The organism is Pseudomonas sp. 09C 129 (genome assembly GCF_002843625.1).
Classification (GTDB): domain Bacteria; phylum Pseudomonadota; class Gammaproteobacteria; order Pseudomonadales; family Pseudomonadaceae; genus Aquipseudomonas; species Aquipseudomonas chlororaphis.
Genome location: NZ_CP025261.1, coordinates 4,690,622 through 4,717,314 on the forward strand (window position 1 = coordinate 4,690,622; position 26,693 = coordinate 4,717,314).

The 26,693-nt window shown below is 65.1% G+C and carries 25 protein-coding genes; 11 read left to right on the forward strand and 14 right to left on the reverse strand.

Annotated features, from left to right (window positions below):
* Positions 1-52 precede the first annotated feature (52 nt).
* The 7 genes from CXQ81_RS20870 to CXQ81_RS20900 form a co-directional block, all read right to left on the reverse strand.
* The gene (locus CXQ81_RS20870) at positions 53-1,381 is read right to left on the reverse strand and encodes a D-arabinono-1,4-lactone oxidase (RefSeq protein ID WP_178081110.1); all 1,329 of its coding nucleotides are present in this window, start codon (positions 1,379-1,381) and stop codon (positions 53-55) included.
* An 86-nt stretch (positions 1,382-1,467) separates the two neighbouring features.
* Positions 1,468-1,869, reverse strand: coding sequence for a cytochrome c5 family protein (locus CXQ81_RS20875; protein ID WP_101338435.1), 402 nt, complete (start codon positions 1,867-1,869; stop codon positions 1,468-1,470).
* 342 nt (positions 1,870-2,211) lie between these two features.
* The gene (locus tag CXQ81_RS20880; protein WP_101338436.1) at positions 2,212-3,048 is read right to left on the reverse strand and encodes an energy transducer TonB; all 837 of its coding nucleotides are present in this window, start codon (positions 3,046-3,048) and stop codon (positions 2,212-2,214) included.
* Positions 3,045-3,491: a protein TolR gene (gene tolR / locus CXQ81_RS20885; protein WP_101338437.1), complete on the reverse strand. Its 447-nt coding sequence runs from the start codon at positions 3,489-3,491 to the stop codon at positions 3,045-3,047. The genes CXQ81_RS20880 and tolR overlap by 4 nt, the downstream gene beginning before the upstream one ends.
* Positions 3,492-3,504: 13 nt before the next feature.
* The gene (gene tolQ, locus CXQ81_RS20890) at positions 3,505-4,215 is read right to left on the reverse strand and encodes a protein TolQ (protein WP_101338438.1); all 711 of its coding nucleotides are present in this window, start codon (positions 4,213-4,215) and stop codon (positions 3,505-3,507) included.
* Between the two features lie 91 nt (positions 4,216-4,306).
* Positions 4,307-6,205: a phytase gene (locus CXQ81_RS20895; protein WP_101338439.1), complete on the reverse strand. Its 1,899-nt coding sequence runs from the start codon at positions 6,203-6,205 to the stop codon at positions 4,307-4,309.
* Positions 6,206-6,356: 151 nt separating this feature from the next.
* The gene (locus CXQ81_RS20900; RefSeq protein WP_101338440.1) at positions 6,357-8,891 is read right to left on the reverse strand and encodes a TonB-dependent receptor; all 2,535 of its coding nucleotides are present in this window, start codon (positions 8,889-8,891) and stop codon (positions 6,357-6,359) included.
* Positions 8,892-9,239: 348 nt separating this feature from the next.
* Here CXQ81_RS20900 and CXQ81_RS20905 point away from each other — a divergent pair, with 348 nt between their 5' ends.
* The 4 genes from CXQ81_RS20905 to CXQ81_RS20920 all read left to right on the forward strand — a co-directional run bounded on the left by CXQ81_RS20905 (position 9,240) and on the right by CXQ81_RS20920 (position 14,143).
* Entirely contained in the window at positions 9,240-10,154 is a 915-nt protein-coding gene (locus CXQ81_RS20905) for a GGDEF domain-containing protein (protein ID WP_101338441.1), read from the forward strand.
* A 9-nt stretch (positions 10,155-10,163) separates the two neighbouring features.
* Entirely contained in the window at positions 10,164-11,201 is a 1,038-nt protein-coding gene (locus tag CXQ81_RS20910) for an AraC family transcriptional regulator (protein ID WP_009044511.1), read from the forward strand.
* Between the two features lie 230 nt (positions 11,202-11,431).
* Positions 11,432-13,057 carry an NADP-dependent glyceraldehyde-3-phosphate dehydrogenase gene (locus CXQ81_RS20915; protein ID WP_009044512.1) on the forward strand — a complete coding sequence of 542 codons (1,626 nt, stop codon included), beginning with the start codon at positions 11,432-11,434 and terminating at the stop codon, positions 13,055-13,057.
* 45 nt (positions 13,058-13,102) lie between these two features.
* Positions 13,103-14,143, forward strand: a complete 1,041-nt coding sequence (locus CXQ81_RS20920) for an FUSC family protein (protein WP_101338442.1) — start codon at positions 13,103-13,105, stop codon at positions 14,141-14,143.
* Positions 14,144-14,174: 31 nt separating this feature from the next.
* Here CXQ81_RS20920 and glp read toward each other — a convergent pair whose 3' ends face one another.
* On the reverse strand, positions 14,175-15,380 hold the full coding sequence (gene glp, locus CXQ81_RS20925) for a gephyrin-like molybdotransferase Glp (protein ID WP_101338443.1): 1,206 nt from the start codon (positions 15,378-15,380) through the stop codon (positions 14,175-14,177).
* On the reverse strand, positions 15,377-15,916 hold the full coding sequence (gene moaB, locus CXQ81_RS20930) for a molybdenum cofactor biosynthesis protein B (RefSeq protein ID WP_101338444.1): 540 nt from the start codon (positions 15,914-15,916) through the stop codon (positions 15,377-15,379). Before moaB ends, glp begins: the two co-directional genes overlap by 4 nt.
* 251 nt (positions 15,917-16,167) lie before the next feature.
* On the opposite strand from moaB, the gene mobA reads away from it, so the two are divergent.
* Both mobA and CXQ81_RS20940 read left to right on the forward strand, forming a co-directional pair.
* Entirely contained in the window at positions 16,168-16,758 is a 591-nt protein-coding gene (gene mobA, locus CXQ81_RS20935; protein WP_101338445.1) for a molybdenum cofactor guanylyltransferase MobA, read from the forward strand.
* A 151-nt stretch (positions 16,759-16,909) separates the two neighbouring features.
* A complete protein-coding gene (locus CXQ81_RS20940; protein WP_101338446.1) occupies positions 16,910-17,812 on the forward strand; it encodes a LysR family transcriptional regulator in 903 nt (300 codons plus the stop codon).
* A gap of 30 nt (positions 17,813-17,842) precedes the next feature.
* On the opposite strand, the gene moaE is transcribed toward CXQ81_RS20940, so the two are convergent.
* The 5 genes from moaE to moaA all read right to left on the reverse strand — a co-directional run bounded on the left by moaE (position 17,843) and on the right by moaA (position 21,047).
* Positions 17,843-18,289 carry a molybdopterin synthase catalytic subunit MoaE gene (moaE, locus tag CXQ81_RS20945; protein ID WP_101338447.1) on the reverse strand — a complete coding sequence of 149 codons (447 nt, stop codon included), beginning with the start codon at positions 18,287-18,289 and terminating at the stop codon, positions 17,843-17,845.
* Between the two features lie 3 nt (positions 18,290-18,292).
* Positions 18,293-18,544, reverse strand: a complete 252-nt coding sequence (locus CXQ81_RS20950; protein WP_009044519.1) for a MoaD/ThiS family protein — start codon at positions 18,542-18,544, stop codon at positions 18,293-18,295.
* On the reverse strand, positions 18,541-19,017 hold the full coding sequence (gene moaC, locus CXQ81_RS20955) for a cyclic pyranopterin monophosphate synthase MoaC (protein ID WP_178081111.1): 477 nt from the start codon (positions 19,015-19,017) through the stop codon (positions 18,541-18,543). Before moaC ends, CXQ81_RS20950 begins: the two co-directional genes overlap by 4 nt.
* Before the next feature lie 92 nt (positions 19,018-19,109).
* Positions 19,110-20,009, reverse strand: a complete 900-nt coding sequence (locus tag CXQ81_RS20960) for a bestrophin family protein (protein ID WP_101338449.1) — start codon at positions 20,007-20,009, stop codon at positions 19,110-19,112.
* A 39-nt stretch (positions 20,010-20,048) separates the two neighbouring features.
* Positions 20,049-21,047, reverse strand: coding sequence for a GTP 3',8-cyclase MoaA (gene moaA, locus CXQ81_RS20965; protein WP_007929319.1), 999 nt, complete (start codon positions 21,045-21,047; stop codon positions 20,049-20,051).
* A gap of 447 nt (positions 21,048-21,494) precedes the next feature.
* Between moaA and CXQ81_RS20970 the strand changes: the two genes are divergently transcribed.
* The 5 genes from CXQ81_RS20970 (at position 21,495) to CXQ81_RS20985 (ending at position 26,691) form a co-directional block, all read left to right on the forward strand.
* Positions 21,495-23,819, forward strand: coding sequence for an FdhF/YdeP family oxidoreductase (locus tag CXQ81_RS20970; protein ID WP_007929318.1), 2,325 nt, complete (start codon positions 21,495-21,497; stop codon positions 23,817-23,819).
* A gap of 128 nt (positions 23,820-23,947) precedes the next feature.
* Positions 23,948-25,369, forward strand: a complete 1,422-nt coding sequence (locus tag CXQ81_RS20975) for a cytochrome ubiquinol oxidase subunit I (protein ID WP_101338450.1) — start codon at positions 23,948-23,950, stop codon at positions 25,367-25,369.
* 15 nt (positions 25,370-25,384) lie between these two features.
* Positions 25,385-26,401, forward strand: coding sequence for a cytochrome d ubiquinol oxidase subunit II (cydB, locus tag CXQ81_RS20980; protein ID WP_053261802.1), 1,017 nt, complete (start codon positions 25,385-25,387; stop codon positions 26,399-26,401).
* On the forward strand, positions 26,388-26,543 hold the full coding sequence (locus tag CXQ81_RS31275; protein WP_007929315.1) for a hypothetical protein: 156 nt from the start codon (positions 26,388-26,390) through the stop codon (positions 26,541-26,543). Before cydB ends, CXQ81_RS31275 begins: the two co-directional genes overlap by 14 nt.
* Entirely contained in the window at positions 26,530-26,691 is a 162-nt protein-coding gene (locus CXQ81_RS20985; RefSeq protein WP_101338451.1) for a DUF2474 domain-containing protein, read from the forward strand. Before CXQ81_RS31275 ends, CXQ81_RS20985 begins: the two co-directional genes overlap by 14 nt.
* The last annotated feature ends 2 nt before the right edge of the window (positions 26,692-26,693 follow it).

A 26,693-nucleotide genomic window follows, 5' to 3' on the forward strand; every position in this document is an offset into this window, starting at 1 on the left:
CACCCGCGGTACCGAGCAGGAAGTTGCGTCGATTCATGCTTTTTATCTCCCTTCAGACCACGCCCAGGATGGACGACAGGTGTGCATTGAGGAACTTGCCGCCGGGGTCCAGCGCTTCGCGCACCCGGGTGAATTCCCGCCAGCGCGGGTACAGCGCCTGCAACTGCCGGGCGTTGAGGCTGTGCAACTTGCCCCAGTGCGGGCGGCCGGCGTACTTCCAGAAGATCGGTTCGATGGCGGCGAAGAAGTTGTGGTGGTCCATGGCGTAGTGCTGGTGCACCGAGATCGAACAGCTGTCGCGGCCCTCGAACATGCTCAGGGCAATGTCGTCGGCCTGGACATAGCGGTACTCGATGGGAAACCAGGTGCGCAGGTCCTTGTCGCGGATCAGCTTGAGGATTTCCCGCAGGCAGGCCGGGCCGTGCTCGGCCGGCACCGAGTATTCCATTTCGTTGAAGCGCACGTTGCGCACGTTGGCGTAGACCTCGTAGGAGTCGCCGACCCGGTCGTCGAAACGGGCGAAATGCCGCAGGCTGTTGAGCAGGGTGCGGCGGGTTTCGGGAAAGTCGCTGAGGTATTTATCGAGGTTCTCGATCAGGCTGACGAACTCGTTGCCGCCCTCTTCGGCCGGGTCCACGGGCGGGGTCGCCGGGTCTTCGGTTTCATTCAGGGCGATCGACAGTGCGTAGTCGGAATGGGTGACCACCAGCATTTCCCAGTGCTGGTTCTCGCGGGTGTTTTTCGCCAGGTCTTCGAGCAGTTCCTCGGTCTTGGCGATCCACTGTTTTTCCCGCAGGCGATAGGCCGGGCGATTCTGCAGACGCACCCGGGTGGCCACGCCCAACACACCGAGGGAGACCCGCGCTGTGTTGAAGATTTCGGCGTTACGGCGGCTGTCGCAGTCCAGCACCTCGCCGCTGGCGGTCACCAGTTGCAGGCCGCACACCTGGGCCGAATAGGACTTGAAGCCGACGCCGGTGCCGTGGGTCGAGGTGGCGATGGCCCCGGCCAGGGTCTGGTAGTCGATGTCGGCCATGTTCGGCAGGGCCTGGCCGATCGCCTTGAGCGGCGCGCCCATGCGCGACATCGGCGTGCCGGCGGCGAACTCGGCCTGCAAGGTGGTGGCATCGTGGCTGAGCAGGCCGCTGAAAAAGCTCAGCGACAGCAGCGTGCCGTCGGTGGGCACCAGGGCGCTGAAGGAATGCCCCGAACCCACCGGGCGGATCTTGCCCGGGGTCTGGCGAATCACCTGCACCAGCTCGTCCAGGTCCTTGGGCGCCAGCCGCGCCAGGGGCAGGCAGCTTTGCGCGCCGGACCAGTTGCGCCAGGGAATCAGCCGGGGCGCCCGCGCCAGCTCGGCCAGCAGCGGGTTGCTGGCCAGCGCGCTGAAGGTCCCGGCCACTGCGGCGCGTTGCAGCAGCTGACGTCGTGTGAGGGGCATGCTCATGCCAGTGTCCTTGTGCCGGATTATTGGAGGTCTTGTGCGGACATGAAGCGGATCAGGCCGAGGAACTGCTCCTCGGAACACTGCATGCACAGGCCCATCGGCGGCATGCCGTGGTAGCCGTTGATGCTGTGGTCCAGCAGGGTGTCGGCGCCCTGGGCGATGCGCGGGCGCCAGGCCTGGATATCGCCGGTCAGCGGCGCGCCGGACGCCGGGTTGGCGTGGCAGAGTTTGCAGCTACTGTCGTAGATCCGCGCCAGCGCCGGATCGTCGGGCAGCTGTTGCAGGGTGGCCGCCGATGGCGGCGCGGGCTTGTCGCCGCAGGCCACCAGCAGCCCGCCCAGCGCCAGCCACAGGGCGACGCGCCCCAGGCGATACGGCGTGACGACGGATGAAAGCCGCAGCGAGGCAGTCGGTGCCGGCATGGTGTTCCTCTCGGGTGACGGTCGGGATCGACCCAGAGCCAACACTAAGCCAGGCGCGGCCACGGCCTGAGGGCATTGCGGGCCAGCGAGGGGGGCATCTGCGGCCAGGGGCAGACGCTTGCCCACGATGGGGGCGCCGCGGTTTACCGGTGGACCGCGTTATCGTTAACGGTTTTTCGCGGGCAAGCCTCGCTCCTACAGAAGCCCCCGCAATTCTGTAGGAGCGAGCGGGCGGCGATCCGACTTGCCCGCGATGAACGATAACGCGGGGGCCTGGGGACCGCCGCTACGCGGGCAATCGAGCAACAGCCGGCCGCTGCTGCTGGAGAACAACAGCCGGGGCTATTTGATGCGGTAATGGAAGGTGTTGCGCACCGCGGGCACCGACACCGCCTGGCCGTCGACGATGCGCGGCTGGTAGCGGAAGGTGTTGGCCGCCGCCAGCGAGGGGCGGATAAACAGCGGGTGGCAGCCATCGAGCACCTTGGGGTGCTCCACCTTGCCTTGCGGGTTGACGCTGTATTCCACGGTGCAGTCGCCCTCGATGTGCTTGTCCAGGGCGCGTTGCGGGTAGTCCGGGGCCTCCTTGCTCAGGGGCAGGTATTGACGGCTGTCGGCCGCGGCCTGGGCGGTTTGCTGCCGGGCGCGTTCGGCGGCCAGGCGGGCCTGTTCGGCGCGCTGCGCCTGTTGCTGTTGCGCCTGCTCCTGGGCCAGGCGCTGCTGCTCGGCTTCGCGGTTGCGCTTGTGGTTTTCCTGGCGCTCGTGCTGCTGGCGCTGCTGTTCGGCCAGCTGTTCGCGTTTCTTGTCTTCGACCCGTTTGCGCGCCAGGGCCGCCTGTTCGAGCTTGCGCGCCTGGAGCTGTGGATCGACAGCAGGCTTGACCGGCTCGACCGGAGCCGCGACCACCGGTTCTGGCGGTGCGGGTGTGGGTTCGACCACGGCCGGTGCAGGCTCGGGCGCTGGCGGCGGCAACATCACCAGCTGGGTACGCAACACCGCCGGCTGTTCGGCGGCCGGCGGCTCTACCGACCAGCCCGCCACCAGCAGCGCCAGCACCCCGGCGTGCAGCGCCACTGCCAGGGCCGCGGCCAGCGCATGGGACCGCCAGTGCCTGGGCGAGGGTTGCAGGGAGAATTCGTCGAAAGCCTGCCGTGGACTGTGCATGATCATCGCCGTCATTGCGGGGCCTCGGTCACCAGCCCCAGGTTGCTCACCCCGCCCTGCTGCAACGCCGCCATGGCCGCCACCACCAGGCCGTAACCGGCGTCCTGGTCGGCGCGGATGTAGACCTGGGTATCGCTGCGCGCGGCGACGATTTGCGCGACCTTGGTGCGCATCTCGTCGAGGTCCACCGCGCTGTCGGTCTGCTGCCGGGTATCCAGTTCGCCGCCGAGGTTCCAGTAGTAGCCGCCCTCGGCCTTCACCGACAGGGTCAGGATCTGCTGCCGGGTATCGGTGGCCAGGGCCTCGCTGGCGACCTTGGGCAGCTCGATCTTCACCCCCTGGGTGAGCATCGGCGCGGTGACCATGAAGATCACCAGCAGCACCAGCATCACGTCGATATAGGGCACCACGTTCATTTCGGCCTTGGGCCCATGCTTGCGTTGCGGCCTGACTAGCATCTGCACTCTCCTCTCAGGCCGCGACGGCCAGGTTCGACGACGCGCCGTGCAGCTGGCGATGCAGGCGCGCCTGCAGTTCGTTGCCGAAGGCGTAGTAGCGGGTCAGCAAGGTCTGGCCACGGGCGGCGAAGCGGTTGTAGGCGATCACCGCGGGAATCGCCGCGAACAGGCCGATGGCGGTGGCGATCAGCGCCTCGGCGATGCCCGGGGCCACGGTGGACAGGGTCGCCTGCTGCACCTGGGACAGGCCGAGGAAGGAATTCATGATCCCCCACACGGTGCCGAACAGGCCGATATAAGGGCTGACCGACCCCACCGTGGCGAGGAACTGCAGGCCTTTTTCCAGGCGGATTTCCTGCTCGCTGATGGCCACGTACAGCGTACGCTCCACCCCTTCGAGCACCACCCCGGCCGGGTTGCCACCCTGCTGGCGCAGCTGGCTGTAGGCCTGGAAACCGGCCTGGAAGATCGGCTCGACCCCGCCCTCGCCGTCCGCTCGTTGCTGGCTTTCGCGGTACAGCGGGGTGAGTTCGGCGCTGCCGCGAAAGCGCTGGATGAAGGCGTCGAGCTGGCGTTCGCTGCGCTTGAGCACGCTGCTGCGCTGGATGATCAGGTACCAGCTGAGCAACGACGCCAGCAACAGGGTGAGCATGACCGCCTTGACCAACAGGCTGGCATCGCTGATCAGCCCCCAGATGGTCATGTGTTCCAGTGTCGCCTGCATGATGAAACTCCTTTGCCTGTGCGCCCGGGCCGTCAATGCGCGACGGCGCCGGGGCTATTCGATGACATGTTGATGAACGGTTAATGACAGCTCAGGGCAGTTGCAGCGCCCTGGCCACCTCGGCCCAGGGCACGAACTTGAAGTTCTGGGTCTGCTCGGGCATGCGCTTGCGGCCGTCCTGGACCACCAGCAAGCCCTGGCTCCAGGGCCCGCCGAGGTTGGCCGAGGTGACCTCCAGGCCATCGGTTTCCGACGCCCCGTCGATGCCCGCGGCGGCATTCAGGCCGACCCGGAATGCCCCGCGGGAGGCGAACGGCGGCTCGGCGTCGAGCAGCACATAGCTGTCGTTGCCCTGGCTGGAAATCACCAGGTAGTCATGCGTCTCGCTCTGGTACAGCGCCAGGCCCTCGACATCGGCATGCAGCTGCGGGCCGACCTTGATCACGCTGGCGAGCTTGGCCGGCTGGTCGGCGCGGGCATCCACCGCCCACACGCCAACATCTTCCTCGCCGAGGAACAGGCGCTGGCGCTGATCGTCGGCGACACAGCCTTCCGGCTGGCTGTCGACCTTGAACTGGCGCACCAGCTCGCCCTGGACCCGGCCATCGGGGGCGCTCAGGCGGTATTGCAGGAAGCGGCCGTCCTTGCCGTTGGCAAAGGCATACAGCTCGCCGCTGGCCGGCTGGAACAGGCAGATACCGTAGATTTCCTTGAGCGGCGTGGGGATCTCCCCGGCTTCGCGCAGCTCGCCGCTGGCGCGATCGATGCTGAACAGGCTGAGGCTGTTGTGATCGCGGTTGCTCGCCACCGCCAGATCGACCACCTGGGTGCCCAGCTTGAAATTCGCCCGCAGGTCGACGTTATTCAGCCGCCCCACCGGCAACTCCTGGAGCAACTTGCCTTGCAGGTCGTAGGCCAGCAGCCCCTGCTTCTTGTTGGTGCCCAGCACCCGGCTCAGCGCCGGCTGGCGCGGATGAATCCAGATCGCCGGGTCATCCGCCGCATCGCCCTGGCGCCCCACCGGCTCGCTCTGGCTCAGGGCCGGCACATTCGGCAGCACCGGCGCCAGCGGCACCGGGGTGGCCTGCCAGTCCAGCCGGCCCTGGTAGATCTGCCCGTCGTCATCGTCGCGCACCAGCACTTGCAGGCCCTTGGCGCTGGCCTGCACGGCGAGGTTTTCCGGCTCCTTCAGGCCGGGCAAGCTCAGGTTGGCCCTGGGCGACCAGCCTTCGCCCTGTTGTTGGTCGCCCTGCTGATAAAGGTGCAGCCGCGCCGCCTTGGGGTCGAGCGCCAGCACGCCGCCCGGCACCAGGGCCATGGCGCCGGCGGCCTTGGCGATGTCGCCGAAGGGCGCGCGCATGGCCACCGGCCGCCGCTCGACCTCGGCTTCGGGGTGCGCCGGGTAGGCCCACCAGCCGACGTTCTCTTCGTTGACCAGCAATTGATTGGCACCATCGTCCACCTGGCAGAACTGCGCCGCCGGCGGCAGCGGTACGCCGCGTACCCGTTGCGCCGTGGCGCTCAGCCGGACGCCAGCGCCCACCAGCCATTGCTCGCCCTTGCCCTCCTCACCCACCAGGAACAGGAACAGGTTGCTGGCCTCGTCGCGGTACAGGCACAGGCCGTTGACCGGGAAGTCCCGCGCCGGCAGGTACAGCGGCTGGCCCCATTGGCGGCTCTGTGGATCGAGGCTGACCAGCAGCGCCTGCTGGCGATCGTTGTCCAGGCTCGCGACCAGCACCTGGCGGCCGGCGGCGCGGGTATCCAGGCTGCTGAAGTTGCCTTTGAAGCGAGCCAGCTCGATCCCCTCGGCATCCAGCAATAGCAGGCCGTCACGGTTGCTCGCGGCGAGGCGCTCGGAGCCGTTGGGCAGGAAGGTGATGGCATCTGCCTCAAGTGCCGGTGCCCAAGGGCGCAGAGCCAGATCGGCGGCCATCGTCTGGCCGCAGGTCAACGCAGCCATCAACAGGTACAGGTAGGAACTTCTCATGAACAGGCAAAATCCTTGTCAGGCAAACCGCCCTCTGTAGGAGCGAGCTTGCTCGCGAAAAACCTCAAGACCCCGCGTGCTTACAAACAGCCCGCGTCATCGTTCAAGACCTTCGCGAGCAAGCTCGCTCCTACAGCGTGTGCGGTGTGGGTTAGAAGTGGGTGAAGGTCAGGCCGAGCTTGTAGGTCGGGCCGTACTCCTCGTACTGGCCGTTGTAGGAGCGGTGGCCGGTGTAGACGAAGTACGGCTCGTCGGTGAGGTTCTGCGCCTCGAAGCTGAGCTGCAGGCTCTTGGTCAGCGAGTAGCGGGCGCTGAAATCGACGAAGGTCTGGGCATCGACGTGCAGGTCGTGGGCCTTGTCGTCGATCGAGGCCAGCTCATAGAGGTAGTCCGACTTGTAGTTGGCCGACAGGCGCAGGCTGAGCGTGTCGTTTTCCCAGCCGAGCATCAGGTTGCCGACGGTGTCCGACTGGTTCGGCAGGTCGATGCTGCGCTTGCGGTTGACCCCGCTGGCGGCGTCGAAGCCCTTGATCTCGGCGTCGGAGCGGCTGAAGGTGGCGTTGGCCCCCAGCAGCAGGCCGTTCCACGGCGCCGGCAGCCAGTCGAATTTCTGCGAGTAGGCCAGTTCCAGGCCGTACAGCTTGGCGCTGTCGCCGTTGGCGAAGGTGTGCGCCTCGGCGAAGTCGGTCCAGGCGCCGGTACCGGCCAGGTCGGTGTTGTAGACGAAGTTCTTGATGTCCTTGTAGAACACGAAGGCCGAGACGGTGCCGGCGCGACCCATGAAGTGCTCGATGCCCAGGTCCAGGTTGCTCGACTCCAGCGGCTTGAGGTCCGGGTTGCCGAAGCTGGCCTCGTCATCGTCGATGACAAAACCCGGCGCCAGCTGGCCGAAGGTCGGGCGCACCACCGCCTTGGTCCAGGCCGCGCGCACCTGGGTGTTCTTGTCCAGCTGGTAACGCGCGTGCAGGCCCGGCAGCCAGTGGTGGTAACGACGCTTGGTTTCGGTGGACTGGAACTCGCCGTCGGTGGCGCCGGTGCCCTTGGCTTCGAACTCGGTGCCTTCGTAGCGCAGGCCGGCGATAAAGCGCCAGTCGTCGATATCGACGGTGTTCATCAGGTAGCCGGCGTTGATGTCTTCGCGGATCTTGAAGTCGTTGACCCGGGATTCGGTTTCGTCGAAGAACGCATCGCGGTCCAGGCCGCCGATCAACTGCTTGATCGAGCCGCCGCTGATGCCCGGGCCGAAGCGGCCGAGGCGATAGTCGACGCTGCCTTTGCGGAAGCGGTCGAGGTTGAGCTGCTCGTCGCTGAAGCCCAGGTCGTCGAAGTCTTCATAGACCCAGGCGTCGAGGTCGTTGTCCTTGTTGCGCCGGCTGACCTTGCCGCCGAACTTGACCTGGGACGCATAACCGCTGAGGTCGTAGTCGCGGGCCAGGTCCAGGCGCAGGTTTTTCTCGGTGTCGGTGGTGCGCTGCTTTTCCCACTCGACCTTGTCCAGGCTGAAATTCGACGGGTTGTAGAAACCCTGGCCGACGATCGGCCGCGGCTTGTCCTTGTCGTAGAAACCGCTGTCGGCGAAGTCGTCGTTGCCTTCGAACACCGCGTTGGCGATATGCCCCGGGCTGTCTTCGCTGGAGCGGCTGTAGCCGGCCTGGCCGCTGAGGGTCCAGAGGCCAAACATGCGCTCGCCGCCGAACACGTAGGACTGGATCTCCTGGGTTTCCTCGCGCTGCTTGAGCTTGCGTTTACCTTCGGCGTCGCCCAGCTCGCCGGCCGCCTGGGGCTCGGCGAACTCCAGGCTGGCGGCGTTGCGTGTCTCGCTGTCCTTGTAGCGGCTGTACAGGGTGCGCAGGTAGTAGCTGCTGAGGTCGTCCGGCTTGTAGTCGAAGTTCAGGCCGCCGCCGGCGCGCTCGCGGCTGATGTCGTAGTCGCGCTGTTCGAACTCCTGCAGTTTCGCGCCCTGTTCGAAGTCCCAGGCGCCGCCGGTCTCGACGTTGTCCGAACCGAAGTCGCGCTTCTGCCAGCTCAGGGCCGCGGCCACGCCGAAGTTGTCGATGCCGTCGCCGAGGCTGAAGCGGTCGCTGACCGCGCCGGAGAATTTCGGGCTGGTCTGGTGAGTGTTCCGGTCGTAGCTGGCTTCACTGCTGCCGGTGTAGAACAGGCCCTTGTGATCGAAGGCCGAAAGGCTCTGCACATCGACGGTGCCGCCCAGGGAGTTGGCGTCCATGTCCGGGGTCAGGGTCTTGATCACCGACAGCGACTGCACCAGCTCCGAGGGCAGCACGTCCAGGGCCACGGCGCGGCGTTCGCTTTCCGGGGCCGGCACCAGGGTGCCGTTGATAGTCACGCTGTTGAGGTCCGGGCCCAGGCCACGCACGCTGACGAAGCGCCCCTCGCCCTGGTCGCGCTCGACGCTGATGCCCGGCAGGCGCTGCGCCGCTTCGGCGACGTTCTCGTCCGGCAACTGGGCCACGCCGTCGGCGTGCACCACGCTCTTGATGCTGTCGGCGCTGCGCTGCTCCTTGAGCGCCTGGTCGATGCTCGCGGCCTGGCCGACCACTTCCAGGTGTTCGGTGGTTTTACTCGAGTCGGCGTCGGCGGCGCTCAGGCGTTCGCTGGCGATCGCCATGGCCAGGGCGGTGAGCGTGAAGCCGAGCAGGCCGGCGGTGCTGCTGCGCTTGTACATGATGGTCCTCCCCCAAGAGTCCAGTGACGCCAGGCAAGGGGCCCGGCAACTGGGAGGGCAAGCTAGGGTCGGCGAATGACGGTTCCGTGACAGGGGTTGGCAGGAAGGCCCTCGAACCGGGGTTTTGCCCGGATCCGAGGGGCAAAGTGAGCTGAAATGACCTTTGTCGCGGGACTGGCGATAGCGTCAGCGGCCACACCACCGTTCAATGGCCGAGCAGATCGCAAAAAAACCCACCACCACGGTGAGCTGATTCGACCTCCCCCACCCGCTTCGCCGCCGTCACCCGGCTGTCACACACATCTGCTGTGCTGGCGCGCATTGCTTCTTCGCCAAAGGATCGCGGCCATGTTCTCAGTGCTCAAACCCCACCGATGGAAACTCGCCAGCCTGCTGCTGGCGGCCAATCTCGGCCTGCTCCTGCACCTGGCCTGTGGCGAGTTGAAGGCGGTCAGCGAATGGGTCTGGCTGGACATAATCGGCGAAGGCGGCACCGCCCTGCTGGCCCTGATCTGGCTCGGCCTGGTGCTGAAAAGCCGCCCGGCGGGACGGGTCACCAACTACCTGGCCCTGGGCCTGAGCTGCATCTTTTTCTCCTGGTGGATCGACAGCCTCGACGAGTTCATCCGCCTGCCCGACAGCATCGCCTGGGACCACTGGCTGGAATCCGCGCCGATGCCGGTGGGCATGGTCCTGCTGACCATCGGCATCTACCACTGGCACCGCGAACAGCTGGCGATCAGCGCGCAGATGGAGAAACGCGAACGGCTGTTCCGCGAGCACCGGCTGTTCGACAAGCTCACCCCGCTGGGCGGCGCCGACTACCTCAAGCGCCAGCTGGCCGACAGCCTGCAGGACAGCCAGCGCCAGCAGCAGCCGCTGTCGCTGCTGGCCCTGGACCTGGACAATTTCGCCGCGATCAACCAGGACTTCGGCCACGCCGAGGGCGACGCGGTGTTGCAGGCGCTGAGCCATTTGCTGCTGCTCAACCTGCGTCGCCAGGACCTGCTCTGCCGGCTGGCCGGCGACCGCTTCGTGGTGCTGCTGCCGAACACCGGCGAGAGCCAGGCGCGGCTGCTGGCCCAGGAGCTGCAACAGGCGGTACGGAGCCTGGCGCACAAGAGCCGCCAGCACGGCGAACGCTTGCAGCTGTGCGCCTGCACCGCGGTGGTGATGGCCCTCGACGAGACGCCGGAGGTGCTGCTCAAGCGCCTCAACCTGGCCCTGGCCCGGGCCAAGCAGCCGCTGGCGAAAAGCGCCTGAGGCCCGGCCATGACCCTGAAGACCCGTTGGTACGAAAACGACAGCCGGTTCATTCCCGGGCATTACCAGCCGGCCAGCCTGATCGACCTGGCGCTGTCGCGGGACATCGACAGCCATCGCCTGCTGCGCGGCACCGGGCTGTTCCACGAGGACATCCTGGCCGGCCAGACCCGCCTCAGCCCGCAGCAGTTTCTCGGCCTGATCGGCAACAGCCGGCGTCTGCTGGACGCCGACGACAGCAGTTTCCTGTTCGGCCAGCGCCTGCTGCCCGGCCACTACGGCGCCGCCAGCCACGCCCTGCGCCACGCGCAGAACCTGCACCAGGCTCTCGACACTCTGGTGCAGCAACAGGCGCTGCTCAGCCCGCTGGCCAGCCCGCGCTTGCTGCTGGACGACCAGCACGCCTATTTCTACTGGCTGGACAGCTGTGGCGCCGGCGAACAATGGCGTTTCCTGCTGGAGGCCAGCATGACCTCGCTGGTGGCCATGAGTCAGTGGCTGAGCGGCCAGCGCCTGCCCTGGGAGTGCAGCTTCAGCCATGCCGAGCCGCGTTATGTCGAGCAGTACTGGGTGCACCTGGGCGAGCACACCCAGTTCAAGCGGCCCATGGACCTGATGCGCATCCCCCGGGAATTCCTCACCCAGCCCTGGCCCAACGCCTCGGCCACCGCCGGCCAGGTGGCGCGCCAGGAAGCCCAGGGCCAGCTCGAGCAACTGGGGTTTGCCTCAAGCTTTCTCGACTGCGTCTACCGCTACCTGCAAGGCCAGGTGCGCCAGGCGCCAAGCCTGGAACAGACGGCCCAGGCCTTCGGCATGAGCCCGGCCACCCTCAAGCGCAAGCTGCACAAGCACGACAGCGGTTTCCAGCAGCAGGCGGACCTGGTGCGCAAGCACGTGGCGCTGTACCTGTACCGGATCAAGGGCCTGAGCAACGAGGCAGTCGCCGAGTACCTGAGCTTCAACGACGCGGCGAATTTCCGCCGCTCGTTCAAGCGCTGGACCGGCAGCACACCCAGGCTGATCCGCCAATTGTTCAGCGCCGGTTGAAACAAAGGCTGTTTTTCCATGGGAAAAAGCGGCTACTCTTGGCCCAAAGAACCACACCATCACACCTCTGCTGCACGACTTTCCGCCATTTTGGCCCAGCTTTTTGCTAAAGACCCGAGACATCAAGGCGTATACCCGTAGAAACAAACCTTGAAGACCCGTCTCGCCCGTCAGCGCCGGCGCGCTCCAGCCCGCCGGTGCATTGCCCATTGCCATTACGGAATAGAGTCATGACCACAGCCCCTCTGTTGAACACGCTGTTTCCCGTCGCCGCCGACATCCCCGAGCAGTACCGCCTGGACGGCCAGGTCGAGCAACGCGAGTATCTGGTCGACGGTCAGTTGCAGACCTGGAACGGCCCCCTGGCCCTGGTGCGCAGCCCGGTGTACCTGGCCACCGCCCATGGCGACGAACAAGTGATTCTCGGCAGCACCCCGCTGCTCGACGCCGATACCGCGCTGACCGCCCTCGACGCCGCCGTGCGCGCCTATGACCGTGGCCAGGGCGCGTGGCCGACCATGCGCGTGGCCGAACGCATCCAGCACGTCGAAGCCTTCCTCGGGCGCATGCGCGAACAGCGCTCGGCGGTGGTCAAGCTGCTGATGTGGGAAATCGGCAAGAACCTCAAGGACTCGGAAAAAGAGTTCGACCGCACCTGCGACTACATCGTCGATACCATCAACGCCCTCAAGGAACTCGACCGCCGCTCCAGCCGCTTCGAGCTGGAGCAGGACACCCTCGGCCAGATCCGCCGCGTGCCCCTGGGCGTGGCCCTGTGCATGGGCCCGTACAACTACCCGCTGAACGAAACCTTCACCACCCTGATCCCGGCGCTGATCATGGGCAACACCGTGGTGTTCAAGCCGGCCAAGTTCGGCGTGCTGCTGATCCGCCCACTGCTGGAAGCCTTCCGCGACAGCTTCCCGGCCGGGGTGATCAACGTGATCTACGGCAGCGGCCGGGAAACCGTCAGCGCGCTGATGGCCAGCGGCAAGATCGATATCTTCGCCTTTATCGGCACCAACAAGGCCGCCAGCGACCTGAAGAAACTGCACCCCAAGCCGCACCGCCTGCGCGCCGCCCTGGGCCTGGACGCGAAAAACCCCGGCATCGTGCTGCCGGAGGTGGACCTGGATAACGCGGTCAACGAGGCGGTCACCGGCTCGCTGTCGTTCAACGGCCAGCGCTGCACCGCGCTGAAGATCCTCTTTGTCCATGAAAGCGTGGTCGATGCCTTTATCGAGAAATTCAACGCCAAGCTGCTCAGCCTCAAGCCCGGCATGCCGTGGGAACCGGGGGTGGCGCTGACGCCGCTGCCGGAGTCGGGCAAGGTCGATTACCTGCACGCCCTGGTGGCCGACGCCATCGACAAGGGCGCCAAGGTGGTCAACCCCGGCGGAGGCGAGGCGCGGGCGTCGTTCTTCTACCCGGCGGTGCTGTACCCGGTGAACAGCCAGATGCGCGTGTACCAGGAAGAGCAGTTCGGGCCGGTGGTGCCGATCGTGCCGTATCGCGACCTGGAAACGGTGATCGACTATGTCCTGGAATCGGACTTCGGCCAGCAGCTGAGTATCTTCGGCACCGAGCCGGCACAAGTCGGGCATCTGGTGGACACCTTCGCCAACCAGGTCGGGCGGATCAACCTCAACGCCCAGTGCCAGCGCGGCCCGGACACCTACCCCTTCAACGGGCGCAAGAACTCCGCCGAAGGCACGCTGTCGGTGCATGACGCGTTGCGCACCTTCTCGATCCGCACCCTGGTGGCCACCAAGTTCCAGGAGAGCAACAAGGAGCTGATCAGCGACATCATCCGTAACCGCGAGTCGAGCTTCCTGACCACCGATTACATTTTCTAGAAACGGAGAACTCCCCTGGGCCAGACCTTCCGCCTGCCACCGCTGTTGCGCCGCTTCCTGCTCCCGGTACTGGACCCGTATCGGCGCTACCGCTACGCCAAGCTGATCCATGCGGTGCGCGTGGCCCTGGGGTTGCTGGCCACCATCGTGCTGACCACCGGCCTCAATCTGCCCCACGGCGAATGGGCGTCGGTGACCATGCTGGTGGTGATCGGCGGCTTGCAGCACCACGGCAACATTGGCAAGAAGGCCGCGGAACGGGCCATCGGTACCCTGATCGGCGCGGGCGTCGGCCTGGTGCTGGTGGTACAGCAGGCTTACCTGGGCCTGTCCTGGCTGACCTACCTGGGGATGTCGGTGGTGTGCGGGTATTTCTCCTATCACGCCATCGGCAAGGGCGGCTACACCGCGCTGCTGGCGGCGATCACCGTGTTCATCGTCGCCGGCCACGGCGACAACCACGTCAGCGATGGCCTGTGGCGCACCGTGGATATCCTCATCGGTATCGCCCTGGCCCTGGCGTTTTCCTTCGCCATTCCGCTGTATGCGGTCTACTCCTGGCGCTACAACCTGGCCAGCGCCTTGCGCGACTGCGCCACCCTTTACGGACGCATCATCGGCGGTCAGTCGGTGACCGACGACGAACACCTGAAGTTGCTCGGGCGCCTCAACAGCACCTTGCTGCAACTGCGCTCGCTGATGCCCTCGGTGTCCAAGGAAGTGCGGATCTCCATGACCGAACTGGATGCCATCCAGCGCAACCTGCGCATGTGCTTCAGCACCCTGGAAATCCTCGGCAATACCCGGCCGGACCTCAGCGACCCACAGGCCCGCGAACAGTTGCAACAGCTCATGAAACATGAGCACCGGCAGGTGCGCATACAGCTGGTGGGCATGGCCCGCGCCCTGCAATCCGGCGCCACCAGACGCCTGGGGCGGCCCCTGGATGGCCCGGCCTCCTCGCCCCTCGACACCTCGGTCTACAGCGCGCTGGACGGCTACCGCCTGCTGACCCGGCAACTGGTGGCCACCCTCGACGAGATGCGCCAGCGCCTGGCGAAAAGCTCGGAGCAGTGGAAGATCTGAGTGCGCCGCGCCTGCCGCCAGACCGCGCCGGCTAGAACAACTCGCTGAACGGAATGAAGCGCGCCGGCTCGCCGGCCCGCAAGGTGCTGCCCTCGAGGATTTCCACCAGCCCATCGGCCCATGAAGCGCCCAGCAACACACCGGAACTCTGGTTCGGATAGAGCACCGCACGGCCCTCCTCCAGCCTGGCCCGCAGGTATTCGCGGCGGCCTCCCGCTTTCGGCCAGTCGAAACCGACGCTGACCGGGAAGCTCAAGGGCATGACCTCTTCGACGCCCTGGATGCGCAACAGATACGGCCGGGCCAGCAGGCCAAAGGTCACCAGGGCCGAGGTCGGGTTGCCGGGCAGGCCGATCACCGGCACGCTGCCGAAGCGCCCCACGGTCAGCGGCTTGCCGGGTTTTATCGCAAGCTTCCAGAACACCGGGGTGGCGCACTCGCGCAGTACCTGGCCGAGGCAATCGGCGTCGCCGGCGGACACGCCGCCGGTGGTCAGGATCAGGTCCGCGGCGCACTGCAATTGTTCCAGGCGCAGCCGAGTCTGCTGCGGCTGGTCGGGGAGAATTCCGGCATCGACCACCTCGCAGCCCAGGACATTCAACCAGTGGCTGAGCAGGGTGCGATTGCTGTTGTAGATGCAGCCGGGGCGCAAGGCGGTGCCCGGCTCGGCCAGTTCATCGCCCGTCGACAGCAACGCCACCCGTGGCCGCCGCACCAGCGGCAGATGGGTGCAGCCCTGGGCCGCGGCGATAGCCAGTTCGAAAGGCCCCAGGCGTTTGCCGGTGCGCAGCAGCACTTGTCCGGCGCGGTTCTCCTGGCCTTGCGGGCGAATATTCTGGCCGGCCTTGAGCGGCTGCTTGAAGCGCACGCGACCGTCGTCAAGCAGCTCGACGTTCTCTTGCATCTCGATGCTGTTGGCGCCCTCGGGCAGCGGCGCGCCGGTGAAGATTCGCGCGCAGGTGCCCGGCCGCAACGGCTCGGGGGCCTGGCCGGCGAAAATGCGTTGCGACACCGCCAGCGGCTGGCCGTCCCAGGCATCGAGGTTCAAGGCATAACCGTCCATGGCGCTATTCGGCCAGGGCGGCAGGTCGAGGGTCGCCACCAGGTCGCTGGCCAGCACCCGTTGCCGCGCCTCGCCCAGCGCCACCGGCTCGCTGTCCTGCAAACGTTGCGCCTCGGCCATGGCCAGCAAGCGGGCGATGGCCTCCTCCACCGGCATCAGCGCTGAGGCGCTCATCCGCGGGTCCCGCAGGCTTGCACCTGCTTGAGGTGCGGCACGAAATTGCACGGCCGGTGGCGGGCGTCCAGTTGTTCGGCGAGGATGCCTTCCCAGGCGGTCCGGCAGGCGCCCGTGGAGCCCGGCAGGCAGCACACCAGGGTGCCGTTGGACAGCCCGGCCAGGGCCCGGCTCTGCACGGTGGAGGTGCCGATATCGAGGATGGAGATCGCCCGGAACAGCTCGCCGAAACCGTCGATCCGCTTGTCCAGCAAACAGTTCACCGCCTCGGGCGTGCTGTCGCGCCCGGTGAACCCGGTGCCGCCGGTAATCAGCACCACCTGGATAGCCTCATCGGCGATCCACAGGGCGACCTGGGCGCGGATCTTGTACAGGTCATCCTTGAGCAGGTTGCGTTCGCTCAGGGTGTGGCCAGCTTCCAGCAGGCGGCTGACGAGCAATTGACCGGAGGTGTCGGTGGCGTATTCGCGGGTATCGCTGACGGTCAGCACGGCAATATTCAGGGGGACAAACAATGCATCCGATTTCACACTCATGTCTTTCTCCGGCGGGCAGTCATAAAAACCATGGCCAGAGGCTAAAGCGCTGAAACCGTCGGTGTCTAATCACTCTGGCCGACCACTTTATCGAGCATATCTATCAAGGACTCTTTCCCCCTGACGTGCCGGCCCACGCCGGTGAAATCCGCGGCCGATAGAGCCTTTTGATCGCTCATTCGATACTTCCGATTGGACTCGAAGGGGCGACAATGAGATCGTCTGAGCCCCCAACCAGCGTGCCTCGAACAATGACCCCGACCTGCCCCGCCGCCCCTTCGCCCATCCCCTGCTCGGTGCTGCTGCTGGCCGGCGGCCGTGGCGCGCGCATGGGTGGCCGGGACAAGGGCCTGCTGCCCTGGCAGGGCAAGCCGCTGATCGCCCATGTGCAGGCGGCGGTCCGACCTTTCACCGACGACCTGATCATCTCCTGCAACCGCAACGCCGAGCAGTATCGGGCCTATGCCGACCAACTGGTCGAAGACTCGCAGAGGGATTTCCCGGGGCCCCTGGCGGGTGTGCTCGCCGGCCTGGCAGTGGCGCGTCATCCGTGGCTGCTGGTGTTCGCCTGCGACGCGCCGAAAATCGACGGCGCGCTGATCGGCGCCATGCTGGCGGCGCGCCCTGCCCCGGACTCGGTGCTGATGGTGCAACAGGCCGGCCACTGGCAACCCATGTTCAGCCTGATCCCCACGGCCTTGCTGGCAAGCCTGCAACACGACTGGGACGCCGGCGAACGCAGCCTGCAGCGCGCCTTGTCGAAGCACCGGCCGCAGGCCCTGGTCTGCGCCGAGGACGACCCGCGCCTGAGCAACTTCAATACCCCTGAGCTACTTTTTTAACGGCATTTTTTTAACGGCTTTTTTAACAGCTCCGCGTGTCACCGAACGGACGCACAGTCTTTTCCTCCAAAAGTCGGATCGGGATTTCCCGGCGCTTCGTGCATCCTGGACTTACCCCTGACATCAACCCTCTTCTTCAACAGGTGCCATCGTGGACATCAAACAACTCAAGTTCCTTATCGCCCTGGACCAGACCCGACACTTCGGCCAGGCCGCGGCGCGCTGCCACATTACCCAGCCGACCCTGTCCATGCGCTTGCGCAACCTGGAGGACGAACTGGACCTGGTGCTGGTCAAGCGCGGCCAGCGCTTCGAAGGTTTCACCGAGGCCGGCGAACGGGTGCTGGCCTGGGCGCGGACCCTGCTCGCCGCCCATGACGGGCTGTTCGCCGAGGCCGCCGCGTGCCGTGGCCAACTGGTCGGTAGCCTGCGCCTGGGCCTGGTGCCGCTGAGCAGCTTCAACCCGATCGGCTACGTCCAGGGCCTTTCCAGGAGTTTCCCGGAGCTCAAGTTCGCCCTGTCGTCCATGAGCTCGGACCAGATCATCGAAGGCCTGGGCAACAACCAGCTGGACCTGGGCGTGTGTTACCTGGACCACGTGAACCCGAACTATTTCGAGTTTTTCGAGATCGGCGAAACCCGCGTCGGCCTGCTGTACGACACCCGCCACTTCCATTTCGAAGGCAGCGAAATGAGCTGGGAAGAAGCCGCCGAGCTGCCCCTGGGGATGATCAGCAATGGCATGCACTACCGCAAATCCATCGACCTGAGTTTCCGCAGCCGCGGCCTCGACCTGCAGCCAATCCTCGAAAGCGATTCGACCTATCAGCTGTTCCAGGCGATTCACGAAGGCTTCTGCTGCTCGATCATGCCGCTGTCCAGCACCCTGGAAAACCCGATCGAGAACCTGGCCTTCATCAACCTGCCGGATGCCAGTGTGCTGGCGCCCCTGGGCCTGGTGATGCGCAAGACCGAACCGCGCTCGGCCATTGCCGAAAAGTGCTTTGCCGAAGCCAGGAAACTGTTTGCCGGGCAAGCGCCCACGGCCGACTGAAGGTGCTGCGCCGCAGGGCGCATCCCCACCCTACCAGCGACTGGCGGCCAGTTGGTCGCTCTCCCTGCCCTGCACCCAACGCTCGCCGGACGAGGTCTGTTCGCGCTTCCAGAACGGCGCGCGGGTTTTCAGGTAATCCATCAGGAAGGCGCAGGCTTCGAAGGCCGCCTGCCGATGGGCGCTGGCGACGCCGACAAACACGATCGGCTCAGCCACCTGCAACGCCCCCACTCGATGCACGACCCTGACCCGTTGCAATGGCCAGCGCTCATTGGCCTCATCGACGATGCGCTGCAACGAACGCTCGGTCATGCCCGGGTAATGTTCGAGGAACAGGCTGCCGACCTGTTCCCCCAGGTTCAGGTCACGCACATAGCCGACGAAAGTCACCAGCGCGCCAACGCCGGGGTCCTCGCCGTGCACCTCGCGGTGCAGTCGATCGAGGTCGAAGGCCTCGGCCTGGACGTGCACGGTCATGGCTCAGCCCCCGGTGACTTGCGGAAAAAACGCGATCTCGTCGAAGTCCTCGATGGGCGCGTCGAGGTTGCACAGGTCCTGGTTCAGCGCGCACATCAGGCTGGTTTCGCCGAGCACCGCCTGCCAGGCCTCGCCCCTGGCCATCAGCAACGTCCTCACGTCGCCGACGCTGCGCAACGAATCATCCAGCGCGATCTTCTCGCCGCCGATACCGAGTTGCTCGCGATAACGGGCAAAGTAGTTGACCAGGATCATGCTGTGACTCCCGCGTCAAAGCTGCCCGATCGCCCGCCCTGTTTCTTCAGCAGCTGGATGCTGTCGATGACCATTCCGCGATCGACCGCCTTGCACATGTCGTAGATGGTCAGCGCGGCGACGCTGGCCGCGGTGAGGGCTTCGAGCTCGACACCGGTGCGGCCGTTGAGCCGGCAGGTGGCGACAATCCTGACGCTGTCGGGCTCGACCGCCTTCAGATCGAGGTGAATCGAGCTGAGCAGCAACGGGTGGCACAGCGGGATGAGTTCATGGGTTTTCTTCGCCGCCATGATGCCCGCAATGCGCGCCACCGCGAACACGTCGCCCTTGGGGTGGCCGTTGCGCTGGATCAGTTGCAAGGTGGCGGGCTGCATGCGTACCCAGGCCTGGGCCTGGGCTTCGCGGTCGGTGGGCGGCTTGTCGCTGACATCGACCATGTTGGCCCGGCCTTCGGCGTCCAGGTGAGTCAGGATCGTGGAATCGTGGTTCATGGTTATCCTCGCAGCCTGTTGGCTGGGTTGAGTGATGTGGCCCGGGGGAACCGGGGCGAATGCATGGGCGCCGGTCAGCTCAGCACGAAGTCCACCGGTTGCAGCACCGGCGGCAACTGGGTGGCCCCCAGGGCATCGAGCACTTCACGCTCGATGGTGCGCACCAGGGCATTGGTCGGCAGGTCGTTCTCGTCCCGGCCGAAAGGGTCTTCCAGCTCGTCGCCAATGGCGTCCAGGCCGAAAAACGTGTAACTGACGATGGCCGTGAAGATCGGCGTCAGCCAGCCCAGGGGCTCGGCCATGGCAAAGGGCAGCAGGATGCAGAACATGTAGCTGGTGCGGTGCAGCAACAGCGTGTAGGGAAAAGGCAATGGCGTGCCCTTGATCCGCTCGCAGACTGTCTGGGCGTTGGTCAGGCTGCTCAGGTGATTGGCCATCAGCGTGTAGCGCCATTCGCTGATCGCCCCGGATTCGGCCAGGGTCGAACACTGTTGCCCGACATGGCGCAGGATGCTGTCCGGCACGTTGGGCGCCTGGGCCGGCGGCAACTGGCTCAGCCAGGTGCCCGCCGCGCTCAGCTCGTCTTCCTGGCGCAGCCTGGCGTTGAGCGCATGAGCGAAGCCGCAGAGGTCGCGCAGGATCCTGCCGCGCTGCCGCGGGTCCTTGATCGCCTGGGTTTCGCGGATCATCGAACGCACCTCAGTCACCAGCGTGCCCAGGGCCTTGCGCGCTTCATACCAGCGGTCGTAGCAGGCGTTGTTGCGAAAGCTCATGAAGATCGACAGCGACAGGCCCAGCAGGGTGAACGGCGTGGCATTGACCCTGGAGAAATAGGTCGGGTACAGGGTCTCGATAAACACGATGGCCGAGGCCAGCAGGGTCACCAGCAGGCTGCGCAGGGCGATGCGCTTGGCAATCGAGCCCTTGAGGGAGATCAGCACATTGATCAGGTTGGGTTTGGATCTGACGATCATCGCAAGACAGCCTTTTTGCAGAGGGGAAAACCGCGCGGGCTAGCCGCCGGTCATGTTCATGAACCGCACCACTTGCACCTCGTCATTGAGTGCGAAGTTGTGGCGGTACGGCTTGATTTTCATCGCCTCGATGATTGCCCGCTCCAGGCGCTGCGGCTCGCCCGGATGGCTGCGCAGCACCTGCTTCAAATCGACCGAATGCTCGTTGCCCAGGCACAGCAGGAGCCGGCCCTCGACGGTCAGCCGCACCCGGTTGCAGGTGGCGCAGAAGTTGTGGCTGTGGGGCGAGATGAACCCCAGGCGAATCTCCGGTGCCTCGGCCAGGCGCCAGTAACGCGACGGCCCCTGGGTCGATTCGGTGGAGTCGATCAGGGTGTAGCGCTCGGCGATGCGCTCGCGCACCTGGGCGCTGGAAAAGAACGCATCGGCGCGGCTGTGTTCGCTGATCACCCCCAGGGGCATCTCTTCGATAAAGGAGATGTCCAGCCCACGGTCGATGGCAAAGCCCACCAGGTCGTTGATCTCGTGATCGTTGCGCCCTTTCATCACCACGCAGTTGAGCTTGGTGTGCTGGAAACCGGCGGCGTTCGCCGCATCGATGCCGGCAATCACCTGGGCCAGGTCGCCGGTGCGGGTCAGCTCGCGAAAGCGCCTGGCATCGAGGCTGTCGATGCTGATGTTCAGGCGCTTGAGCCCGGCCTCGAACAAGGGTGCCGCCAGCTTGCCCAGCTGCGAGCCATTGGTGGTCATGCACAGCTCGCGCAGCCCCGGCAGCGCGGCGATGCGCCGACACAGCTCGACGACGCCCGGGCGGATCAAGGGTTCGCCCCCGGTCAGGCGGATTTTCCGGGTGCCCAGGGCGACGAAACTTTGCGCCAGCTGATAGAGCTCCTCCAGGGTCAGGATCCGTTGCCGCGGCAGGAACTGCATGTCTTCGGCCATGCAATACACACAGCGAAAATCGCAGCGATCGGTCACCGACATTCGCAGATAGTCGACTCGCCTGGAAAAACCATCCTGCAGGATTCGATCTGACATTACCGCCTCCGTCAGCACTTCAGGTGTATCGACCCGAGTGCCGTTATTGGAAGGCCACCGTTATAGAGGGCCTTGTTTGAGGCAAGACTAAGGACATTTCAAATCACCGTCTAATTGCTATTAACAACCGGTTGATCGATGGGATTTATCAGAAGAAAAATCATCCAATTCCGAACCACATTAAGTAGTTATTTAATTGATTATTATCGATTTTTTCCTTGATAGAGCATTTCGATCATCCGGTCATTATTTGCGATTAGACAGGCACTTTATAAGCGGCTTAGGCTTGACCCCGCAGTCCTGAAGCAATATCCGCGAAGTGCATAAACCTGTGCAGCCTGTAATTAACGGCTACTTAAAGTTGGTTATTCATGCACACAAGAAAACAGTCATTAACAATGACTCGGCATTAGGCGCAGCCTACGTGCAATGTCCTGGAGAAGTATCATGAGCGAAGTTGAACGCTATAAACCGTACAAGGGGGCGGCGGCCGGTTGGGGCGCATTGATTGCCGTGACCAGGAACTGGCTGGGCAGCGAAAACGCTTTCAAGAATATTCGCACCATGCTCAAGACCAACCAGAACGGCGGCTTCGACTGCCCGGGCTGTGCCTGGGGCGAGTCGCCGGAAAACGGCATGGTCAAGTTCTGCGAGAACGGCGCCAAGGCGGTCAACTGGGAAGCCACCGGGCGCCTGGTCAACCCGGCCTTCTTCAACAAATACACGGTGTCGGCACTGGCGGCGCAAAGCGACTACTGGCTCGAATACCAGGGTCGCCTGACCCACCCGATGCGTTACGACGCCAGCCTGGATCGCTACGTCGAAACCAGCTGGGACGACGCCTTCGCCCTGATCGCCAGGCACCTGAACGGGCTGGAGTCGCCCGACCAGGCCGAGTTCTACACCTCGGGCCGGGCCAGCAACGAGGCCGCCTACCTCTACCAGCTGTTCGTGCGCGCCTACGGCACCAACAACTTCCCCGACTGCTCGAACATGTGCCACGAGGCCAGCGGCCTGGGCATGGACGACAGCGTCGGCGTAGGCAAGGGCACGGTGACCTTCGAGGACCTGGGGGAAGCCGACGCGATTTTTGTCATCGGCCAGAACCCCGGCACCAACCATCCGCGGATGCTCGAACCGCTGCGTGAAGCGGTGAAACGCGGTGCCCAGGTGATCTGTTTCAACCCGCTGAAAGAGCGTGGCCTGGAACGCTTCCAGCACCCGCAGCATCCGCTGGAGATGCTCACCAACGGCTCCGAGCCCACCTCCTCCGCCTACTTCCGCCCGGCCCTGGGCGGCGACATGGCAGCCATGCGTGGCATCGCCAAGTTCCTCTGGCAGTGGGAACGCGAAGCCCTGGCCAACAACGGCGAAGCGGTGTTCGACCGCGCCTTCATCGCCGAGCACACCTCGGGCCTGGACGCCTACCTGGCCGAAGTCGACGCCACCAGTTGGGAGCACATCCTCGAACAGTCCGGGCTGTCCCTGGAGGACATCGAGCTGGCCGCGCGCATGTACCGCAAGGCCAAGCGGGTGATCATGTGCTGGGCCATGGGCGTGACCCAGCACACCCACTCGGTGCTGACCGTGCAGGAAGTGGTCAACGTGCAACTGCTGCGCGGCAATATCGGCCGTCCGGGCGCCGGGCTGTCGCCGGTGCGCGGCCACAGTAACGTGCAGGGCGACCGCACCATGGGCATCAACGAACTGGCCCCCACCGAGTTGCTCGATGCCCTGGAAGCGCGTTTTGCCTTCAAGGCGCCGCGCAAGCACGGGCACAACACGGTGATGGCGATCGCCGCCATGGAAGAAGGTCGGGCCAAGGTGTTCATCGGCCTGGGGGGCAACTTCGCCCAGGCCACCCCCGACAGCCCGCGCACCCATGCCGCGCTGCGCAACTGCGAGCTGACCGTGCACATCGCCACCAAGCTCAACCGCAGCCACCTGGTCACCGGCCGCGAGGCGCTGATCCTGCCATGCCTGGGGCGCACCGATATCGACCTGCAAGCCCAGGGCCCGCAAGGCGTCACCGTGGAAGACACCTTCAGCATGGTGCACATTTCCCACGGCCAGCTGAAACCCAAGTCGCCGCTGATGCGTTCGGAACCGGCGATCATCGCCGGGATCGCCAACGCCACCCTCGGCAGCCACCCCATCGACTGGCTCTGGGTGATCGAGGACTACAGCCGCATCCGCAACCTGATCGCCGACACCATTCCCGGCTTCAAGGACTTCAACCAGAAGCTGCTGCACCCCGGTGGTTTCCACCTGGGTAACGACGCCGCCCAGCGCATCTGGAAAACCGCCACCGGCAAGGCCCAGTTCACCCCCGGCGTATTGCCGGAACACCTGGTGAGCCAGGGCGTGCGCGACCTGGGCGTGAAGCCGGAGCTGATCCTGCAGACCATGCGTTCCCACGACCAGTACAACACCACCCTGTATGGCCTGGACGATCGTTATCGCGGGGTCTACGGCATGCGCGACGTGGTCTTCGTCAACGAGCAGGACATTCGCAAGCTGGGCTACGAGCCGGGGCAGAAGGTCGACATGATCTCGCTGTGGGGCGACGGTCGCGAGCGCCGGGTGAGCGGCTTCACCCTGATCGCCTACGACATTCCCGCCGGCCAGGCCGCCGCCTACTACCCGGAAACCAACCCTCTGGTGCCACTGGAAAGCTACGGCGACCGCACCTTCACCCCGACCTCGAAGTTCATCGCGATTCGCCTTGAACCGGCGCCGGTCAGCAACCTGATCCAGTCCTCCGTCGATTGAACCTGCCCGGGGCGGCGAGCGTCGCCCCGGCCCTTTCGAAACCTGCACTGCCGTTGACCGCGAGCCGCGAGGTTCACCGCGGTCGGCCGGGCTGTGCACAGGTATCGAGCCACTCTGAGGGTATCGTCATGCCAAACCTGGAAGCGCTCGACCTGGCGCGAATTCAATTCGCGTTCACGGTCTCGTTCCACATCATCTTTCCCGCCATCACCATCGGGCTGGCCAGCTTCCTGGCAGTGCTCGAAGGCCTCTGGCTGAAAAGCAATAACTCGGTCTACAAGGACCTGTATCACTTCTGGTCGAAAATCTTTGCCGTCAACTTCGGCATGGGGGTGGTCTCCGGGCTGGTCATGGCCTATGAGTTCGGCACCAACTGGAGCCGCTTCTCGGACTTCGCCGGGAGCATTACCGGGCCCCTGCTGACCTATGAAGTGCTGACCGCGTTTTTCCTCGAGGCCGGTTTCCTCGGGGTGATGCTGTTCGGCTGGAACCGGGTCGGCCGTGGGCTGCACTTCTTCTCCACGGTCATGGTGGCGATCGGCACGCTGATCTCGACCTTCTGGATCCTCGCCTCCAACAGCTGGATGCAAACGCCACAGGGCTTCTCCATCGTCGATGGGCGGATCGTGCCGATGGACTGGCTGGCCATCGTGTTCAATCCGTCGTTCCCGTTCCGCCTGGCGCACATGGCGATTGCCGCGTTCGTCGCCACGGCGTTTTTTGTCGGCTCGTCCGCGGCCTGGCACCTGCTGCGCAAGAACGACACGCCACAAGTGCGCAAGATGCTGTCGATGGCGATGTGGATGGCCTTGATCGTCGCGCCTATCCAGGCGGTGGTCGGCGATGCCCACGGCCTGAACACCCTGGAACATCAGCCGGCGAAAATCGCCGCCATCGAAGGCCACTGGGAAAACATCGGCAATGAACCGACGCCGCTGGTGCTGTTCGGCATCCCCGACATGGACGCCGAGAAGACCGGTTATGCGCTCGAAGTGCCTTACCTGGGCAGCCTGATCCTGACCCACAGCCTGGACAAGCAGATCCCGGCGCTCAAGAGCTTCCCGAAAGAGGACCGGCCGAACGCGACCATCATCTTCTTCAGCTTCCGGATCATGGCCGGGCTGGGCATGCTGATGATCCTCACCGGCCTGCTCGGCCTGGCCTTGCGCCGCAACGGCGCGCTGTACCGCAACCGGCTGTTCCTGCGCCTGGTGCTGTTCATGGGCCCGACCGGCCTGATCGCCATGCTGGCCGGCTGGATCACCACCGAGGTCGGCCGCCAGCCGTGGGTGGTGTACGGCTTGCAGCGCACCGCCGATGCGGCGTCGAACCACTCGGTCAGCCAGTTGAGCATCTCGCTCGCGCTGTTCGTGCTGATCTACTTCTCGGTGTTCACCGTCGGCATCGCCTACATGATGAAGCTGGTCCGCAAAGGCCCGCAGCCGCATCACGATCATCCGCCACAAGGCGGCCCCGGCCAGGACCGCACGCCGCGCCGGCCGCTGTCCGCGGTCACCGAGACCTTCGCGTCCGGCAACCCCGCCAACTGAACAAGGAGCTTGCCCATGGGCATTCAAGGTATAGATCTGTCGTTGATCTGGGGCGTGATCATCGCTTTCGGGGTGATGATGTACGTCATCATGGATGGCTTCGACCTGGGACTGGGGATCCTCTTCCCGCTCATCCCGGACGCGCAGGAGCGCGATGTGATGATGAACACCGTGGCGCCGGTCTGGGACGGTAACGAGACCTGGCTGATCCTCGGTGGCGCGGCGCTGTACGGGGCCTTCCCGCTGGCCTATTCGGTGATTCTGGAGGCCCTGTACCTGCCGCTGATCTTCATGCTGGCCGGCTTGATCTTCCGCGGCGTGGCCTTTGAGTTCCGCTTCAAGGCCAGCCCGGAAAAACGCCATATCTGGGACATGGCGTTCATCGGCGGCTCGCTGCTGGCGACCTTCTGCCAAGGCATCGTGATTGGCAGCTATATCGCCGGGATCCCGGTGGTCGATCGCCAGTTCGCCGGCGGCAACCTGGACTGGCTGGCGCCGTTCCCGCTGTTCTGCGGCCTGGGCCTGATCGTCGCCTACGCACTGCTGGGCAGCACCTGGCTGCTGGTCAAGACCGAAGGCATGCTCGAATCGCGCATGCGCCACTACACCCGGCCGCTGGCGTTCGTGCTGATGGCGGTGGTCGCGGTGCTCTGTGTGTGGACGCCCATGCTGCACCCGGAGATCGCCAGCCGCTGGTTCACCCACGCGCATATCGTGGTCTTCGGCGCTCTTGTGGTTCTCGCGCTGCTGGCGCTGTTCGGGCTGCTGCGCACCTTGCGCCAGCATCACTCGCACTGGCCGTTCGTGTTCACCCTGGCGCTGGTATTCCTCGGCTACATCGGCCTGGCCTTCAGCATCTGGCCGAACATCGTGCCGCCTTCCATCAGCCTGTGGCAGGCCGCATCGCCCCCGTCCAGCCAGCTGTTCATCCTGATCGGCACCCTGTTCATCCTGCCGATCATCCTGATGTACACCTGCTGGAGCTACTACGTGTTCCGCGGCAAAGTGAGGATCGGCGATGGTTACCATTGACAGCGAAACCCTTCGCCCCCCTGCCAGGCTGAGGCCTTTCTACCAGCAGGTGGCGCAGCTGAGCCTGCTGTTCCTCGGCGGGCTGGTGATGCTGGCCGCCGCCACCGCACTGATGATGGAGTTGGCTTATGGAACGCTCTGAGGTATCGACCACCGGCCACCCGAGCGCCCCCTGGTATCGGCGGCTGGCATGGCTGGTGGGCATCTGGCTGGGCGGTGTGCTGGCCCTGGGTGCGGTGGCCGGTCTGTTGCGGCTGATGATGCACATGGCCGGCATGAGCACTCACTGATT

Coding starts and splice junctions, on each gene's coding strand:
- CXQ81_RS20875 (WP_101338435.1), bottom strand. CDS start 1,869: ATGCCGGCACCGACTGCCTCGCTGCGGCTTTCATCCGTCGTCACGCCG.
- CXQ81_RS20880 (WP_101338436.1), bottom strand. CDS start 3,048: ATGACGGCGATGATCATGCACAGTCCACGGCAGGCTTTCGACGAATTC.
- tolR (WP_101338437.1), bottom strand. CDS start 3,491: ATGCTAGTCAGGCCGCAACGCAAGCATGGGCCCAAGGCCGAAATGAAC.
- tolQ (WP_101338438.1), bottom strand. CDS start 4,215: ATGCAGGCGACACTGGAACACATGACCATCTGGGGGCTGATCAGCGAT.
- CXQ81_RS20895 (WP_101338439.1), bottom strand. CDS start 6,205: ATGAGAAGTTCCTACCTGTACCTGTTGATGGCTGCGTTGACCTGCGGC.
- CXQ81_RS20900 (WP_101338440.1), bottom strand. CDS start 8,891: ATGTACAAGCGCAGCAGCACCGCCGGCCTGCTCGGCTTCACGCTCACC.
- CXQ81_RS20905 (WP_101338441.1), top strand. CDS start 9,240: ATGTTCTCAGTGCTCAAACCCCACCGATGGAAACTCGCCAGCCTGCTG.
- CXQ81_RS20910 (WP_009044511.1), top strand. CDS start 10,164: ATGACCCTGAAGACCCGTTGGTACGAAAACGACAGCCGGTTCATTCCC.
- CXQ81_RS20915 (WP_009044512.1), top strand. CDS start 11,432: ATGACCACAGCCCCTCTGTTGAACACGCTGTTTCCCGTCGCCGCCGAC.
- glp (WP_101338443.1), bottom strand. CDS start 15,380: ATGAGCGCCTCAGCGCTGATGCCGGTGGAGGAGGCCATCGCCCGCTTG.
- moaB (WP_101338444.1), bottom strand. CDS start 15,916: ATGAGTGTGAAATCGGATGCATTGTTTGTCCCCCTGAATATTGCCGTG.
- mobA (WP_101338445.1), top strand. CDS start 16,168: ATGACCCCGACCTGCCCCGCCGCCCCTTCGCCCATCCCCTGCTCGGTG.
- moaE (WP_101338447.1), bottom strand. CDS start 18,289: ATGACCGTGCACGTCCAGGCCGAGGCCTTCGACCTCGATCGACTGCAC.
- CXQ81_RS20950 (WP_009044519.1), bottom strand. CDS start 18,544: ATGATCCTGGTCAACTACTTTGCCCGTTATCGCGAGCAACTCGGTATC.
- CXQ81_RS20960 (WP_101338449.1), bottom strand. CDS start 20,009: ATGATCGTCAGATCCAAACCCAACCTGATCAATGTGCTGATCTCCCTC.
- moaA (WP_007929319.1), bottom strand. CDS start 21,047: ATGTCAGATCGAATCCTGCAGGATGGTTTTTCCAGGCGAGTCGACTAT.
- CXQ81_RS20970 (WP_007929318.1), top strand. CDS start 21,495: ATGAGCGAAGTTGAACGCTATAAACCGTACAAGGGGGCGGCGGCCGGT.
- CXQ81_RS20975 (WP_101338450.1), top strand. CDS start 23,948: ATGCCAAACCTGGAAGCGCTCGACCTGGCGCGAATTCAATTCGCGTTC.
- cydB (WP_053261802.1), top strand. CDS start 25,385: ATGGGCATTCAAGGTATAGATCTGTCGTTGATCTGGGGCGTGATCATC.
- CXQ81_RS31275 (WP_007929315.1), top strand. CDS start 26,388: ATGGTTACCATTGACAGCGAAACCCTTCGCCCCCCTGCCAGGCTGAGG.
- CXQ81_RS20985 (WP_101338451.1), top strand. CDS start 26,530: ATGGAACGCTCTGAGGTATCGACCACCGGCCACCCGAGCGCCCCCTGG.